At 73.5% G+C, this 15,676-nt stretch carries 13 protein-coding genes; 4 read left to right on the top strand and 9 right to left on the bottom strand.

Going from position 1 to position 15,676, the window contains the following annotated elements; all coding sequences use genetic code 11:
* Positions 1-8: 8 nt before the first annotated feature.
* Positions 9-947 carry a YihY/virulence factor BrkB family protein gene (locus ACVWW9_RS02255; protein ID WP_456514213.1) on the bottom strand — a complete coding sequence of 313 codons (939 nt, stop codon included), beginning with the start codon at positions 945-947 and terminating at the stop codon, positions 9-11.
* A gap of 149 nt (positions 948-1,096) precedes the next feature.
* On the opposite strand from ACVWW9_RS02255, the gene ptsP reads away from it, so the two are divergent.
* The gene (ptsP, locus tag ACVWW9_RS02250; protein ID WP_456514212.1) at positions 1,097-2,695 is read left to right on the top strand and encodes a phosphoenolpyruvate--protein phosphotransferase; all 1,599 of its coding nucleotides are present in this window, start codon (positions 1,097-1,099) and stop codon (positions 2,693-2,695) included.
* A gap of 207 nt (positions 2,696-2,902) precedes the next feature.
* Here ptsP and ACVWW9_RS02245 read toward each other — a convergent pair whose 3' ends face one another.
* The 8 genes from ACVWW9_RS02245 to ACVWW9_RS02210 all read right to left on the bottom strand — a co-directional run bounded on the left by ACVWW9_RS02245 (position 2,903) and on the right by ACVWW9_RS02210 (position 12,427).
* Positions 2,903-4,552 (bottom strand): GTPase, encoded by a 1,650-nt coding sequence (locus tag ACVWW9_RS02245; RefSeq protein ID WP_456514211.1) that lies wholly within the window; start codon positions 4,550-4,552, stop codon positions 2,903-2,905.
* Positions 4,549-6,513: a dynamin family protein gene (locus tag ACVWW9_RS02240; RefSeq protein WP_456514210.1), complete on the bottom strand. Its 1,965-nt coding sequence runs from the start codon at positions 6,511-6,513 to the stop codon at positions 4,549-4,551. Before ACVWW9_RS02240 ends, ACVWW9_RS02245 begins: the two co-directional genes overlap by 4 nt.
* 21 nt (positions 6,514-6,534) lie before the next feature.
* Complete coding sequence (locus ACVWW9_RS02235; RefSeq protein WP_456514209.1) at positions 6,535-7,359, bottom strand: tryptophan-rich sensory protein; 825 nt, start codon at positions 7,357-7,359, stop codon at positions 6,535-6,537.
* Positions 7,360-7,481: 122 nt separating this feature from the next.
* Positions 7,482-8,204 (bottom strand): succinate dehydrogenase iron-sulfur subunit, encoded by a 723-nt coding sequence (locus ACVWW9_RS02230; RefSeq protein ID WP_245989981.1) that lies wholly within the window; start codon positions 8,202-8,204, stop codon positions 7,482-7,484.
* Between the two features lie 239 nt (positions 8,205-8,443).
* A complete protein-coding gene (gene sdhA / locus ACVWW9_RS02225; RefSeq protein WP_456514208.1) occupies positions 8,444-10,231 on the bottom strand; it encodes a succinate dehydrogenase flavoprotein subunit in 1,788 nt (595 codons plus the stop codon).
* Between the two features lie 25 nt (positions 10,232-10,256).
* On the bottom strand, positions 10,257-10,715 hold the full coding sequence (locus ACVWW9_RS02220; RefSeq protein ID WP_354258980.1) for a succinate dehydrogenase hydrophobic membrane anchor subunit: 459 nt from the start codon (positions 10,713-10,715) through the stop codon (positions 10,257-10,259).
* A complete protein-coding gene (gene sdhC / locus ACVWW9_RS02215; protein ID WP_245989978.1) occupies positions 10,715-11,062 on the bottom strand; it encodes a succinate dehydrogenase, cytochrome b556 subunit in 348 nt (115 codons plus the stop codon). The genes ACVWW9_RS02220 and sdhC overlap by 1 nt, the downstream gene beginning before the upstream one ends.
* A gap of 213 nt (positions 11,063-11,275) precedes the next feature.
* Positions 11,276-12,427 (bottom strand): glycosyltransferase family 4 protein, encoded by a 1,152-nt coding sequence (locus ACVWW9_RS02210; RefSeq protein WP_456514207.1) that lies wholly within the window; start codon positions 12,425-12,427, stop codon positions 11,276-11,278.
* 111 nt (positions 12,428-12,538) lie between these two features.
* On the opposite strand from ACVWW9_RS02210, the gene ACVWW9_RS02205 reads away from it, so the two are divergent.
* The 3 genes from ACVWW9_RS02205 to ACVWW9_RS02195 all read left to right on the top strand — a co-directional run bounded on the left by ACVWW9_RS02205 (position 12,539) and on the right by ACVWW9_RS02195 (position 15,616).
* A complete protein-coding gene (locus ACVWW9_RS02205) occupies positions 12,539-13,651 on the top strand; it encodes a mannose-1-phosphate guanylyltransferase (protein WP_354258983.1) in 1,113 nt (370 codons plus the stop codon).
* Between the two features lie 296 nt (positions 13,652-13,947).
* The gene (locus ACVWW9_RS02200) at positions 13,948-14,292 is read left to right on the top strand and encodes a GIY-YIG nuclease family protein (protein WP_456514206.1); all 345 of its coding nucleotides are present in this window, start codon (positions 13,948-13,950) and stop codon (positions 14,290-14,292) included.
* A 253-nt stretch (positions 14,293-14,545) separates the two neighbouring features.
* Positions 14,546-15,616 (top strand): BMP family lipoprotein, encoded by a 1,071-nt coding sequence (locus tag ACVWW9_RS02195; protein WP_456514205.1) that lies wholly within the window; start codon positions 14,546-14,548, stop codon positions 15,614-15,616.
* Positions 15,617-15,676: the final 60 nt, after the last annotated feature.

Below are 15,676 nucleotides of genomic sequence, written 5' to 3'. Positions count from 1 at the left end.
GACTCGCGTCAGCGGCGCCTCGCAAGCCGCTTGTGGAGCCGCACGGCGTCGCCGCCCTCCGCGCGGTTGGCCTGCACCTCCTCGAGCAGCGCCTTCGCCTCGTCCTTCGAGAGCGTCGCGTCGATGCCGCCCGCCTGCACGAGCCGCGTGTAGGCGCGCCCCGTGGGGCCGACGGCCAGGAAGGCGAGCGCGAGCAGCAGGATCTGCATGATGAAGCCGAGCCAGATGAGCATGATCACGGGCGCCGCGATGCCGGCGAGCAGCGGGTTGTTCTCGACCCCGCGGAAGAGCGCGGACGCGATGAGCTTGAGGCCGGAGAACACCACCGCGCAGACGAGCGCCGCAGGCACGATCTGCTTCGCGGGGAGCCGCAGGCGCCCGCCGAAGCGGTAGAGCAGCAGCACGACTGCCGTGTCGAGCAGCAGCTGCACGCCGAAGGCGACGACCGGCGCCGCCCAGCCCAGGCCGAGCGCATCCGCCAGCGCCTGCGCGACGAGCAGCAGGCCGGACGAGACGACGACGAGCAGCCCGATCCCGACGCCGACGCCGAGGTCGCCGATCTTGAGCAGGATGAAGTTCGCCGGAGGCGCCTCGAGCTCGAACATCGCGCGGAATCCCTCACGGCTCACGGCCACCCAGGCGATTGCGGTCAGTAGGATCGACACCGCAGCGACCGCGCCCGCCCAGCCGAGGATCGTCGAGCCGGTGAGGGTGTCGACGTCGACGGCGCCGCCGTCGCCGATCAGCCCCGGCACGGCGGACGAGATCGAGTCGATCACCGCGTCCCGCAGGGTCGCGTTGTCGCCGAGCACCGCCATGAAGACCGCGAAGCCGACGAAGAGTGCCGCGAAAAGCGACAGGAACGCCTGCACGGTCATGCCCTGCGCCAGCACCGGCCCACGCTCGCCGGTGTAGCGCTGCCACGCCCGCAGGGGTCGCGACCGCATGAGCCTGTCGATCAGAGCCTTCATCGACGCCCTTCCTGCGGCAGCGGCGGCGCGTGGCGGCCACCGGCTGCCCAGCGTAGTGTGGCGGCATGAGTGCGCTCGCAGGAGTCGGAGTCGGACGCGGCATCGCTGTCGCCAAGGTGCTGAGGATGCCGGAGCCCCTCGCGCCGCCGAGCGACGAGCCGCTCGCGGCCGACGTCGACGGCGAGCACGAGCGCGTCAGCGTCGCGCTGCAGGCCGTGGCCGACGAGCTGAACGCGCGCGCCGCGGCGGCCGGCGGCGACGCCCAGCAGGTGCTGGAGGCGTCCGCGCTCATGGCGCAGGACCCGGCGATCCTCGACGACGTCCGGGCGAGGCTCCAGGGCGGCGCGAACGCGGAGCGCGCGACGTGGGATGCCTACGCGGGCTTCCGCGACCTGCTCACGTCGATGGGCGGCTACATGGCCGAGCGCGCGACCGACCTCGACGACGTCGCCCAGCGCGTCGTCGCGCGGCTGCGCGGCGTCGCAGCGCCCGGCGTGCCGGTCTCGGCCGAGCCCTTCATCCTCATCGCGCGCGATCTCGCGCCTGCCGACACCGCCACGCTCGACCTCGAGAAGACGCTCGCGCTCGTCACGCAGGACGGCGGACCCACGAGCCACACCGCGATCCTCGCCCGCTCGAAGTCGCTGCCGGCCGTGGTCGGCGTCGTCGGGCTGCTCGACGCGGTGGCCGACGGCCAGCGCGTCATCGTCGACGCCCGCACCGGCACGGTCGAGCTCGACCCGGACGACGCCGCGGTCGCCGCCGCCGAGGAGGAGCGCACCGCGCGCCTCGGTGCCGCATCCGCCCCCATCACCGAGGGCGCGCTCGCCGACGGCACGAAGATGCCCCTGCTCGCGAACGTCGGCTCGCCGAAGGACGCCGCGAAGGCGATCGAGCTCGGCGCCGAGGGCGTCGGGCTGTTCCGCACCGAGTTCCTGTTCCTCGACTCGGCGACCGCGCCGACCGTCGAGGAGCAGACCGCCGCCTACACCGAGCTGCTGCAGGCGTTCTCGGGCAAGAAGGTCGTCGTCCGCGTGCTCGACGCCGGCGCCGACAAGCCGCTGTCGTTCCTCAACGACGCGCACGAGGAGAACCCGGCGCTCGGGCTCCGCGGCATCCGCGCGCTGCGCGCGAGCGAGCACATCCTGCGCGACCAGCTGACGGCGCTCGCGAACGCGCAGGCGGCGTCGGATGCGCGGCTGTACGTCATGGCGCCGATGATCGCCGACGTCGAGGAGACCGAGTACTTCGTCGGGCTCGGGCGCGAGCTGGGGCTCGAGGTCGTGGGCGCGATGGCAGAGGTGCCGTCGATCGCCGTGCTCGCCGACCAGGTGCTCGAGGTCGCCGACTTCGTCTCGATCGGCACGAACGACCTGACGCAGTACACGCTCGCCGCCGACCGGCAGCTCGGCTCGGTCGCCGCGCTGCAGGACCCGTGGCACCCGGCGGTGCTGCGGCTCATCAAGATGCTCGGCGATGCGGGCGCTCGCGCCGACAAGGGCGTTGGCGTGTGCGGCGAGGCCGCGGCGGATCCCGCGCTCGCGGTCGTGCTCGTCGGCCTCGGGGTGACGTCGCTCTCGATGAGCGCGTCGGCGCTCGCGGACGTCCGCGCCGAGCTGCTCACCGTGACGCTCGATGAGGCGAAGGCGCGCGCCGAGCGCGTGCTCGGCGCGCGCTCGGCGGCGGAGGCGCGGCAGCTGGCCGCGGCCTCGCTCGTCGACTGACCGGTCAGCGCTTCCGGCCCGCCGCGCGCGTCCGCCGCGGTCGTCGAGCAGCGCGGCGACGGAGCCGTCGCACGGGTCGGGCTCGTGCGTCCGATCGGGCTGAGCCGGGTGCGAGCGTCCATGCGGGCTCGGAGGCCGGCTCGGGCCGATCGGGGTCGCGCGGCTGCCGCGCGGTGATCGGCCGCCTGCTGCTCGTCGACTGACGTGTCAGCGCTTCCGGCCCGCCGCCCGACGCACGGCGACCGCGAACTCGCGCGCTCGCTCCCGCTCGCCCTCGATCGGCAGCAGGACGACCTCCTGCGCGACCCGGTGCACCTGCTTGCGCAGCCGCCGCCGGGCGCGGGCGCGGCGCGCAGCGCCGACCGCCCCGCTCACGAGCGCGCCGACGAGCCCGAGCACGACGCCGAGCAGCAGCCCGCCGACGAGCCCGACGAGCGGCACGGGCCAGCCGTCGAGCCAGCTGCCGGTGCCCTCGAGCTGGGGCAGCACCGGCGCGACCATGCCCCAGAGCGGCAGCAGGATCGGCAGCAGCAGCCACACCCCGCCGATCACCGCGACGATGAGCGCGAGCCACTGGAGCGCGGCGAGCACCGGCCACCACCACGACCCCCGGGCGCCGAGATCGGTCCTGGCGATCGCGCGGTCGAGCTCCGACGGCAGCGACTCGAGCGCATCGCCGGCGTGCTCGTGGACGGCCGCCGACCATCCCTCACCCAGACCGCTCGCGGCCGCGTCGGCGTAGGCGCGGACGGCCATGCCGGCCTGCGCGCGCTGCGCGGCGCTCATCGGCGGCAGCCCGGTGCGGTGCACGTCGGCGTCGCGGCCTCGGTCTCGGCCGGCGGCGAGGTGGAGGCGCCGCAGCGGGTCGGGCGCGAGCCGCAGCACCCAGGCCGTGAGCGGCCAGCCGGTGACCTGGCCGGCGCGCTTGCGGTACGAGCCGGCCACGGCGTCGGCGACCGCGTCGACGCCCGCCGCGGCGGCGAGGCCACGCTCGAGCGCCTGCACGTCGGCCGACCGCAGCGAGCCGGGCACGCCCGCGTGCTCGAGGCGGGCCGCGATCCCGCGCACGTCGGCGGCGAGCCGCTCGGATGCGGCCTTCCGCTCGGCGGCGAAGCGCGCGATGCGCGTCCGCAGCTCGTCGATCCCGGCCCCGGTCGTCGCCGACACCGGCAGCACCTGCACGCCGTCGAGGCCGTCGCCGCGCAGGAGCCCGCGGAGCGACTCCACGACGTGCCCGACCTCGTCCGGCGGCAGCCGGTCGACCTGGTTGAGCACCGCGGTGGTGACGGAGGCGTGCGTCGCGAGCGGCGCGATGAAGTCGCGGTGGATGACCGCGTCGGCGTACTTCTGCGGATCGACGACCCACACGAGCACGTCGACCTGCCCCGCGAGCCGCTCCGCGATCGCGCGGTGCTCGAGCGCGACGGAGTCGAAGTCGGGCAGGTCGAGCACGATGAGCGAGAGCTCCTGCCCGGGCGCGAACGGCCGGTCCATGATGCGGCGGTCGGAGACCTGCAGCCAGTCGAGCAGCGCGGATGCGCCGCGCGGGTTCCAGACGGCGGCGAGCGGCGCAGAGGTGGTGGGCCGGCGCACGTGCGTGCGCGCGATCGCCTCGCCGGCGAGCGCGTTCATGAGCGATGACTTGCCGGAGCCGGTGGCGCCGAAGAAGCCGACGACGGTGTGCTCCGAGGAGAGCGCGCGGCGCTCGCCGGCGCTCGCGGTGATGCGCCGCACCGCCTCGAGCTCTGCCTGCGGCACGCGCCCGGCGCCGAGCTCCGCCGCCTCGGAGAGCGCGCCGAGCAGCGCGTCGACGCCGCGCTCTCTTCGGCCGTGGTCGTCGCGGTCGCGCTCGCTCACCGGTCGTGCCCCGCGTCGCGCTCGCGTGGCACGCCGCGCTCGAGCTCCCGCACGTCGTCGGCCTCGCCGTCGAGCGGCGCCTCCGCGTCGGGCGCGGCGTCGTCGAGCGCCTCACCCTCGACGAGCTCGCTCGGCAGCAGCGCCCGCGAGCGCGCGGCGGGTGACGCCGCGTCGGACCCGGCGGCGTCGGATCGGGCAGCGTCGGGCCCGGCGGCGTCGGGCGCCGTCGCGACGGCGCGCATCGCGGCCTCGAGCTCGGCGGCGGCGTCGCGCAGCACGTCGCCCGACGCGCCCTGCTCGACCGGCGTGAGCAGCGCGTCCCACCGGGCAGCCTCGGCGCCCATGAGCGCGCGCACGCGGGTGTCGAGGTCGTCGCGCGCCTGCGCGGCGAGGCGGCGCACGGCGTCCTCGCCGAAGATCGTCTCGAGCAGCTTCTGGCCGACGACGGCCGAGCCGCCCGCGATCGCGAGCTCGCCGCCCGTGAGCCCGCCGGTCGACGCGAAGACGACGACCATGAGCGCCACGGTGATGACGTTGAGCCCGAGCGACATCACCCGCGCCTTCGTGCGCTTGCCCGCGGCCTGCTCGGTGATGAGCGCCATGAGCGCGAGCTGCCAGTCGCGCACGAGCAGGCTCGCGCGCTCCGACAGCGCCGGCGACGGATGCGCGAGGTCGGCCCCGGCGGTCAGCTCGCGGCCGACAGCCGACTGGCGCACCCGCTGCCACGCATCCGACGCCGCGCGGCCGGCCTCGTCGACCATCACGGCGTGCAGGCCGCTCTCGATCTCGTGCTCGACCTCGACCGGCGGCGTCGGCCGGCCCTGGAACCACGCGACCACCCGGTCGCGCGTACGGGAGTACCACGACTCGATGGTGCGGAAGACGTCGGAGGTGCCGACGAAGTCCTGCCAGCGCGCGAGCACCTCGCCGCGCAGCAGCACGCCGTCGCGGGTGGCGTCGCCGACGCGATCGGCGGCGTCGTCGTAGGCGGTGTCGACCGTGCCGCGCAGGTCGGCGGCCGTCACGACCTGCTCGTCGCGCGCGTCGGCGATCGCTCGCGCCGTGACGCCGAGCCGGCCGACGGCGCCGGCGAGGGTGCGGCCGGCGATGCGGGCGCGCTCGGCGCGATCGCCGGCGATCCCCGCGAGCCAGCCGCGGATCTCGGCGACGGCGGCGGCCGGCAGCATGCCGCGGTCGTCGAGCGGTGCCTCGGTGACGACGAAGACCGGCGCGGTGCCGAGGCCCCGGAGCTCGAGCATCTGCCGCAGGTCGGCCTCCACCTCGCCCTCGGCGCCGGCGGGCACGCGGTTGAGCACGACGCCGACGGTAATGTCGCGCGCCGCGGCGTCGTCGAGCAGGCGCCACGGCACGGCGTCGGCGTAGCGGTTCGCGGTGGTCGAGAACAGCCAGAGGTCGGCCGCGGCGAGCAGCTGCGCGGCGAGCAGCCGGTTCTCGTCGGCGATCGAGTCGACGTCGGGCGCGTCGAGGATCGCGAGGTCGCGCGGCACGCGGTCGTCGGCGACGAGCACGACGGAGCCGATCTGGGCGGCGTCCGGCTCCTCGCCGGCGCGGCTCGCGGGCGCCTCCCGCACGACGCCGGTCACTCGCGCGAGCCCGGGCAGGATGCGGGTGGAGCCGAACCAGGCGGCGTCGGCGGGGGAGTGCAGCAGGATCGGCTGCCGCGTCGTCGGGCGGATGACACCGGTGCGGGTGACGGGCACGCCGATGAGCGCGTTCACGAGCGTCGACTTGCCCGCGCCGGTCGAGCCACCCACGACCGCGAGCAGCGGGGCGTCGAGGTGCCGCAGGCGGGGCTCGACGTAGTCGTCGATCTGCCGCACCGCGGCGCCGCGGGCGTCGCGCGCCGCGTCGGCCCCGGCGATCGACAGCGGCAGCGCCACGCCGTCGAGCGCGGAGCGGAGCGCGTCGAGGCGGTCGAGCGCCGCGATGGTCGAGGTCACGCGGCTAGTCTGCACCCTCGCTCACGGCGCGACCTGGCGCCGTCCCGCCGGGGCGACGCGGGCGGGCGCGGGCGCGCGCAGCCGTGCCGCGACGGTGACGAACCCGATGAGCACGCAGACCACCGCTGCGGCGATCGCGACCGTGGCCGAGGCGGGCTCGCCGATCGCCCGGCCGACGCCGATCCATGCCACGCCCCAGAGCATCGCGAGCGCCGGCGCGATGCGACCCGCCCCGCGCACGGCGAGGAGCGCGGCGACCACCGCGACGAGCAGCAGCACGAGGATCGTCGGCAGCTCCCAGTCGGCGGGTCGCACGCCGGCATCCGCGAGGAACGCCGCGATGTTCGCGACCGTCGCGACCGCGACCCAGCCGAGGTACAGGCCGAACGTGCCGTCGACGACCACGGTCTCGACCAGCGACGCCGGGCGTGAGCGCCGCAGCACCTCGAAGATCGCGAGCAGCACCGCGAGCAGCAAGAGGATCACGACGACCGTGACGGGCAGCAGCCCCGCCTGTGCGCAGAGGATCCACGCGGCGTTGAGCACGAGCGAGGCCACGGCGAGCCAGCCGAGCAGGCGCTGCCGCGGATCGTGGCGCTGGCGCGGCAGCACCTGCCACACCGCGTAGGCGGCGAGGCCGAGGTAGATGAGCGACCAGATCGAGAACGCCGGGCCGTAGGGCGCGAGCGGCGTCGCCGAGTCGGAGAGCGCGCCGCTCGACGACGCCTCGACCTCGGTGCCGCCGAAGAGCCCGGAGCCGAGCGCGGCGGCGGCGAGCGTCACGGGCAGCGCGATGAGCACGACCCAGGGGCGGATGCGGTCAGCGGTCGTCGTCGAAGCGTCCATGGCCGGGACGATACATCGGCTGCCTACACATCAGCCGAGAGCGGACCGACGGCCGTGGGCGCCGACCGACGCAGCGAGGGCCGGCATCCGCGTGGATGCCGGCCCTCGGTCGAGCGGTGCGGCTAGAGCCGGACGCCCGTCATCATGGCCTGCTTGACCTCGGCGATCGCCTTGGTCACCTGGATGCCGCGGGGGCAGGCATCCGTGCAGTTGAAGGTCGTGCGGCAGCGCCACACGCCCTCCTTGTCGTTGAGGATGTCGAGCCGCACCTGGCTGCCCTCGTCGCGCGAGTCGAAGATGAAGCGGTGCGCGTTGACGATCGCGGCGGGGCCGAAGTACTGGCCGTCGGTCCAGAACACCGGGCACGAGGTCGTGCACGCGGCGCAGAGGATGCACTTCGTCGTGTCGTCGAAGCGCTCGCGCTGCGCGATCGTCTGGTGGCGCTCCTTCTCGGGCTTGCCGGTCGCCTGCAGGAAGGGCTGGATCTCGCGGAAGGAGTCGAAGAACGGCTCCATGTTGACGATCAGGTCCTTCTCGAGCGGCAGGCCCTTGATCGCCTCGACGTAGATCGGCTTCGAGATGTCGAAGTCCTTCACGAGCGCCTTGCAGGCGAGGCGGTTCTTGCCGTTGATGCGCATCGCGTCGGAGCCGCAGACGCCGTGCGCGCACGAGCGGCGGAAGGCGAGCGACGGGTCGATGTCCCACTTGATGCGGTGCAGGGCGTCGAGGATGCGCTCGGTCGGGTACATCTGCACGTCGTAGTCGACCCAGCGCGGCTCCTCGTCCACCTCGGGGTCGTAGCGGCGCACGATGACCGTGACGTTGAAGCTCTGCGGCACGTCGATCGGCTCCGACGGCTCGACCTCGCGGTCGGCGCCGTCGTACTCGTTCTCGACCGGCTTCGGGCTCGTCGACGACTGGGCCGCGGCCTCGGCGACCTGGTGCGCGCTCGCCTGGTCGTCGGTCGAGCCCATGTCGGGCTGGTCGGCCATCGGCGTGGGCGCGCCCGTGGGGCCGCTCTGCGCCGGGTGCACGCCCGACTCCTGGCCCTTCGGGTCGCCCTGGGGCAGCTGGTTGTCGCTCATCAGTACTTCCGCTCCGTCGGCTCGTAGTGCGTGAAGCGCACCGGCTTCCAGTCCAGACGGATGCCCTGGCTGTCACCCGTCTCGGCGGCCGTCCGGTACGCCATGGTGTGCTGCATGAAGTTCACGTCGTCGCGCGTGGGGTAGTCGTCGCGCATGTGGGCGCCCCGCGACTCCTTGCGGTTGATCGCGGAGATCACGACCACCTCGGCGAGGTCGAGCAGGAAGCCCAGCTCGACGGCCTCGAGGAGGTCGGTGTTGAAGCGGCGACCGCGGTCGTGCACGCGCACGTTGGGGTAGCGGCCGCGGAGGACGGCGATGTCGGCGAGCGCGGTCTGCAGCGTCTCCTCGGTGCGGAACACCTGGGCGTTGCGGTCCATCGTCTCCTGCAGCGCCTTGCGGATCGCGGCGACCGACTCGGTGCCGTCGCCCTCGCGCAGCTGCGCGAGCAGCTTCACGACGCCGTCGGCGGCATCCGCCGGCACGTCGACGAACTCGGCCGTCTGCGCGTACGTGACCGCGTTGTTGCCGGCACGCTTGCCGAACACGTTGATGTCGAGCAGCGAGTTCGTGCCCAGGCGGTTGGCGCCGTGCACCGAGACGCACGCGCACTCGCCGGCGGCGTAGAGGCCGGGGATGACGGTGTCGTTGTCGCGGAGGACCTCGGCGTCGTTGTTCGTCGGGATGCCGCCCATGGCGTAGTGCGCCGTCGGGTACACGGGAACGCGCTCGGTCACCGGGTCGACGCCCAGGTAGGTGCGGGCGAACTCGGTGATGTCGGGCAGCTTCGTCTCGAGCACCTCGGCGCCCAGGTGGGTGCAGTCGAGGTAGACGTAGTCCTTGTTCGGGCCGGCGCCGCGGCCGTCGAGGACCTCCTGCACCATCGAGCGGGCGACGATGTCGCGCGGCGCGAGGTCCTTGATGGTCGGCGCGTAGCGCTCCATGAAGCGCTCGCCCGACGCGTTGCGGAGGATCGCGCCCTCACCGCGGGCGCCCTCGGTGAGGAGGATGCCGAGGCCGGCGAGGCCCGTCGGGTGGAACTGGTAGAACTCCATGTCCTCGAGCGGCAGGCCCTTGCGCCAGATGATGCCGACGCCGTCGCCCGTGAGCGTGTGCGCGTTCGAGGTGGTCTTGTAGATCTTGCCGAAGCCGCCGGTCGCGAACACGACCGACTTGCCCTGGAAGACGTGGATCTCGCCGGTCGCGAGCTCGTACGCGACGACGCCGGCGGGCCGCGGCACGCCGTCGACCTCGCCCATGATCAGGTCGAGCGCGTAGAACTCGTTGAAGAAGTCGACGCCGTGCTTGACGCAGTTCTGGTACAGCGTCTGCAGGATCATGTGGCCCGTGCGGTCGGCCGCGTAGCAGGCGCGGCGGACCGGCGCCTTGCCGTGGTCGCGCGTGTGCCCGCCGAAGCGGCGCTGGTCGATCTTGCCGTCCGGCGTGCGGTTGAACGGCAGACCCATGTTCTCGAGGTCGTAGACCGCGTCGATCGCCTCACGCGTGAGGATCTCCGCCGCGTCCTGGTCCACCAGGTAGTCGCCGCCCTTGACCGTGTCGTAGGTGTGCCACTCGTTGCTGTCCTCCTCGACGTTCGCGAGGGCGGCAGCCATGCCGCCCTGCGCCGCGCCCGTGTGGGAGCGGGTCGGGTACAGCTTCGTGATCACCGCGGTCGACGCCTTCGGGGCCGACTCGATGGCGGCGCGCATGCCTGCGCCGCCCGCTCCGACGATGACGACGTCATGCTGGTGGTAGTGGATGCCGTCGACGACGGAATGCTGATCAGCCATGGATGTGGGGGACTCCGAATCTCGCCTAGAGGGAGGCGCAGAACGACGGGAGCAGCGCGGGGTCCGCGGCTTCCGGGCAGGGGTTGAACGTGAAGGTGATGAGCGTGCCCAGCAGGATGAGCAGCACGGCGGCGGTGCCGATCGCGCCGAGCGCGAGCGTGCGGACCCTCGGCTTGTGCACGTAGTCGTTGACGATCGTGCGCATGCCGTTCGAGCCGTGCAGGATGGCGAGCCACAGCATCAGCACGTCCCACCACTGCCAGAAGGGCTGGGCCAGCTTGCCGCCCACGAAGCCGAAGTCGATCGCGTGGATGCCGCCGGGCGTCCAGATGAGGTTGTAGGCCAGGTGGCCGAAGATCAGCACGATCAGCACGACGCCGGAGGCGCGCATGAAGATCCAGCCGGCCTTCTCGAGGTTCGGGCCGCGACGGCTGCCCGAGCGGGCGGGGTAGGCGTAGTTCGGGCTCTCGACGGTGACGCTCATCAGTGGGCCTCTTCCATCGGCGAGAACACGTTGATGAGGTGGTTCGGCGTGAAGTAGAGCATGAGCGCCACGACGAGGCCCATGACGATCCAGAACAGCACGCGCTGGTTCTTGGTCGCCCACGGCCAGACGTCGACGAGGATGATGCGCAGGCCGTTGAGGGCGTGGAGCACCACGGCGCCGACGAGACCGACCTCGCCGAGACCCATGATCGGGTTCTTGTAGGTCGCCATGACGGCGTCGTACGCCTCCGGGCTCACCCGGATGAGTGCCGTGTCGAGCACGTGCACCAGCAGGAAGAAGTAGATCGCCACACCGGTGATCCGGTGCAGCACCCACGACCACATGCCCTCGTTGCCGCGATACAGCGTGCCGCTGAACGTGGTCTTGCGAGGGGAGGGATCGGGGAGGACGAGGCTGCTCTGCGTCTTCGACACGCGCAATCCCTCCGTTGTTCGACCGGGCAGATGCATCCATCCTATGCCCGTGGCGAACGGCGTCCGGGCTCGGCGGGTCGTCGCGGTGCGCTCCGGGCGAACGCCAGGAGCGGCGCGCGGGGCCTACGCCCCGACGAGGCCGTCGATGCCGCGGAGCGCGCGGTGCGATGCCCGCTCGTAGTGCGCGAGCAGCTGGTCGACGACGGCCGACCACGAGCGGGGCAGCACGCGCCGACGGCCGGCCTCGCCCATCCGCGCCCGCATCGACGCGTCGGCGGCGAGCCGCGCGACGGCGGCGCGCAGGTCGGATGCGTCGTCGGGGTCGAAGAGGAACCCGGTCGTGCCGTCGTCGACGAGGTCGATCGGTCCGCCGGCGCGCGGCGCGACGACCGGCAGTCCGCTCGCCGCCGCCTCCTGCAGGGTCTGCCCGAAGGTCTCCTCCGTGCCGGTGTGGACGAACACGTCCATGGCGGCGTAGGCGGCGCGGAGCGCGGCGCCGTGCAGCTGGCCGAGGAACACGGGGCCGACGTCGGCGAGCTGCCTGCGCGTCTCGTCCATCGCCGGGCCGTCGCCCACGATCACGACGCGGATGCCCGGCACGCCCGCGAGCGCGCGCAGCCGGTCGAGCCCCTTCTCGGGCGCGACGCGGCCGACGTAGCCCACGACGACCTCGCCGCCCGGGGCCAGCCGGCGGCGCAGGTTCGCGGCCGCCGGGCCCTGGCGGTTGTCGGGGTGGAAGCCCTCGAGGTCGACGCCGCGCACCCAGCGGTGGACGCGCTTGACGCCGGCGTCCTCGAGGTCGGCGATCGCCGACGTCGACGGCGCGAGCGTGCGGTCGGCGGCGTTGTGGATGAGCCGGATGATCTGCCACGCGAAGGGCGAGCCGGCCGCGAGCCGGTTGCGGCGCGCGAAGCCGGCGACGTCGGTCTGGTAGATCGCGACGCTCGGCAGGCCGATGCGGGCGGCCTCGGCGATCGCCTGCCCGCCGAGCATGAACGGGCTCGCGGCGTGCAGCACGTCGGGCTGGAAGCGCGCGAGCAGCGCGGCGACCTGCGGGCTCGGCAGCCCGACCGGGAAGCGCCGGTAGGCGAACGACGGCACCTCGTGCACGGGCACGCCGCGGTAGTGGACGGGGGCGCCGCAGCGGGGCGTGATGACGATGGCCTCGCGGCCGGTCTCGACGAGGCGGTCGAGCACGCGGCAGACCGAGGTGGTCACGCCGTTGACGGTGGGGAGGAAGCTCTCGGTCACGATGGCGACTCGCTCGATGCGCACGATGCCACGGTACGTCGGAGCGCCCGACGGGCGGGCGAGCGCACGGTGAACGGTGCATGAACTGGGGTGCGCGCGGGGGCGCCCGGGAGGCCCTTGGCTAGGCTCGGGGCCGTGACGGCGATCGACGACTTCTTCAGCATCATCCCCGCGGGTGGCGTGGGCTCGAGGCTCTGGCCGCTCTCGCGCGCCGACGCGCCCAAGTTCCTGCACGACCTGACGGGCAGCGGCAAGACGCTGCTGCGCGCCACCTTCGACCGGCTCGGGCCGCTCGCCGGGCCCGGACGCACCATGGTCGTGACCGGCCGGTCGCACCGCGCGGCGGTCGAGGCGCAGATCCCCGAGCTCGACGACGCGAGCATCGTGCTCGAGGCCGACCCGCGCGACTCCACGGTCGCGATCGCGCTCGCCGCCGCGATCCTGCGCCGCCGCGAGCCCGACGTGATCGTCGGCTCGTTCGCCGCGGACCACGTGATCGACGACGAGCGCTCGTTCCGGCGCGCGGTCGGCGAGGCCGTCGCCGCAGCCCGTGCCGGCTACATCGCGACCATCGGCATCACCCCGACGGAGCCGGCGATCGGCTTCGGCTACATCCGCGCGGGCGAGTCCGCGGGCGTGGACGGCGCCCCGAGCGCCGCGCTCGTGCGCGAGTTCGTCGAGAAGCCCTCGGCGAAGGTCGCGCGCAAGTACGTCGACGGCGGCGACTACCTCTGGAACGCGGGCATGTTCATCGCGCGCGCCGACGTGCTGCTCGAGGAGCTGGCGCGCGAGGAGCCCGAGCTGGCCGCGCAGATCGAGGAGCTCGCCGAGGTCTGGGACGAGCCGGCGCAGCGCGGACCTGCCGTCGACCGGCTGTGGCCGCAGCTCAAGAAGATCGCGATCGACTACGCCGTCGCGGAGCCCGCGGCGGCCCGCGGCCGGATGGTCGTGGTGCCGGGCGACTTCGACTGGGACGACGTGGGCGACTTCTCCGCGGTCGCGAAGCTGCACAACGGCGCGCACCGGGGCCGCCTCGCGATCCTCGGCACGGAGGGCACGGTGATCGCCGACTCCGCCTCGGGCATCGTCGTCTCGCAGTCGAACCGCATCGTGTCGGTCGTCGGCATCCAGAACGTGGTCGTCGTCGACACCCCGGATGCGCTGCTGGTCACGACGACCGACAACGCGCAGCGCGTGAAGCAGGTCGTCGACGCGGTGCGCCGCTCGGGCAACACCGACGCCCTCTAGCCCCGCTCTTCGAGCAGCACCCGGCGAAGCCGGCCGCCCCACCACGCTGATCGAGTAGCAGCCGGCGGAGCCGGCCGCGTATCGAGATCACGCCGCCTCACCGCGACTCGAGCATCCCCGGCAGATGCCCGGCGGCCCTCCCCACGCCGATCGAGTAGCAGCGGGCGCAGCCGGCCGCCCCCACCTGCTGATCGAGTAGCAGCCGGCGAAGCCGACCGCGTATCGAGATCACCCGCCATCCACAGCCGCCCCCGCGCACACTCCGCGCGCCCACGCCCCTCCGGCACCCTCCACCCATGCCCTGGGTCTACATCCTCCGCTGCGCCGACGGGTCGACCTACGTGGGCAGCACCCGAGACCTCGACCGGAGGCTCGACCAGCATCAGCGCCGCGAGGGCGCTCAGTACACGCGCCGCCGCCTCCCGGTCGAGCTCGCGTTCGCGCACTACGACGAGTCGATCGCGGCAGCCTTCGCGCTCGAGAAGCGGATCCAGGGCTGGAGCCGGGCGAAGCGGGAGGCGCTGATCAGGGGCGACTTCGAGGCGATCGCGGCGGCGGCGAAGAAGGTGGACTGGCGGGGGCACGCCGAGCGGCGGCTGGCGGAGCGGGAGGGGCGGGCGGGGCCTGCGTCTTCCGAGTAATCGGCGGGGCGGCGCGCTCGCGTGGTCGTCTCGATACGCGCGTCGGCTTCGCCTCCGTGCTACTCGACGAGCGGGGGAGAGGCCGCGCTTCCGTGCAAGGAGACGAGCGGGGGAGAGGCCGCGCCTCCGCGCTGCTCGAGCGGGGGAAGCTGCGCCTCCGTGCTACTCGACGAGCAGGGGGCGCCGCCGGGCGGGTGCGCGCGGGCGCACGGGCGCCGGGCTACGATTCGGTCACCCGCTCGAAGGAGTCCCCGTGTCCCGCACGCTCGCCCTGCCCGCGCTCGCCGCGCTCGTCCTCCTCGCGGGCTGCGCCACGCCGCCGCCCGCCGCCACCGAGACCACAGGCTCAGAGGCGCCCGAGCAGGCGCTCGAGTGCGCCCAGATGGTGACGAACTCCGGCGGCCTCAACGACCGCTCGTTCAACGAGACGAGCTGGGCCGGCATGGAGCGCGCGCAGGAGGAGCTCGGCATCGAGGCGAACGTGCTCGTCTCCACCTCCGAGAGCGACCTCGCGCCCAACGTGCAGGCGGCGGTCGACACCGGCTGCGGCTTCGTGCTCACGGTCGGCTTCGAGCTCGCCGCCGCGACCGGCGAGCAGGCGGAGGCGAACCCCGACGTGCAGTTCGCGATCGTCGACGAGATCGTCGAGGCGCCGAACGTGCGCTCGATCGTGTTCGACACCGCGCAGGCCGCCTACCTCGCCGGCTACGCGGCGGCATCGGTGAGCGAGACCGGCATCGTCGCCACCTTCGGCGGCGGCAACCAGCCGCCGGTCACCCTCTTCATGGACGGCTTCGCCGCCGGCATCGAGGCCTACAACGAGGCCAAGGGCACCGAGGTGCGGCTGCTCGGCTGGGACCCGGAGACGCAGGACGGCACCTTCACCGGCGACTTCGAGAACGTGCAGCTCGGCCAGACGCAGACGCAGGCGTTCATCGCGCAGGGCGCCGACGTGATCCTGCCCGTCGCCGGCCAGGTGGGGGAGGGCGCGTTCCGCGCCTCGCTCGACGCCGGCGGCACCGCCCTCGTGCTCTGGGTCGACAACGACGGCTACGACACGCTCCCCGCGGAGTTCCGCCCGCTGCTGCTGACGAGCGTGCTGAAGAACACCGAGGATGCCGTGGTGGGCGCCGTGAGCGACGCGCTCGACGGCACGCTCTCCGACGAGCCGATCATCGGCACCCTCGAGAACGGCGGCGTCGACATCGCCCCGTTCCACGACCTCGACGCCCGCGTCAGCGACGAGACGAAGGCCGAGCTGGAGGCGCTGCGGCAGCAGATCATCGCCGGCGAGATCACGGTGGAGTCGCCCTCGAGCCCGTGACGTGACGGGTTTGCAACGATTGCGTTTCGGTGGCGCGATCGGTGCGCTGGCGCCGTTCGG

The sequence above is a fragment of the Agrococcus sp. UYP33 genome (assembly GCF_054060915.1).
This window is presented reverse-complemented; position numbering and strand designations above follow the sequence as displayed.

Excerpts from the sequence above, each read along its gene's own strand:
- ACVWW9_RS02200 (WP_456514206.1), top strand. The coding sequence starts at position 13,948 with ATGCCCTGGGTCTACATCCTCCGCTGCGCCGACGGGTCGACCTACGTG.
- ptsP (WP_456514212.1), top strand. The coding sequence starts at position 1,097 with ATGCCGGAGCCCCTCGCGCCGCCGAGCGACGAGCCGCTCGCGGCCGAC.
- ACVWW9_RS02235 (WP_456514209.1), bottom strand. The coding sequence starts at position 7,359 with ATGGACGCTTCGACGACGACCGCTGACCGCATCCGCCCCTGGGTCGTG.
- sdhA (WP_456514208.1), bottom strand. The coding sequence starts at position 10,231 with ATGGCTGATCAGCATTCCGTCGTCGACGGCATCCACTACCACCAGCAT.
- ACVWW9_RS02220 (WP_354258980.1), bottom strand. The coding sequence starts at position 10,715 with ATGAGCGTCACCGTCGAGAGCCCGAACTACGCCTACCCCGCCCGCTCG.
- ACVWW9_RS02255 (WP_456514213.1), bottom strand. The coding sequence starts at position 947 with ATGCGGTCGCGACCCCTGCGGGCGTGGCAGCGCTACACCGGCGAGCGT.
- sdhC (WP_245989978.1), bottom strand. The coding sequence starts at position 11,062 with ATGTGGTCGTGGGTGCTGCACCGGATCACCGGTGTGGCGATCTACTTC.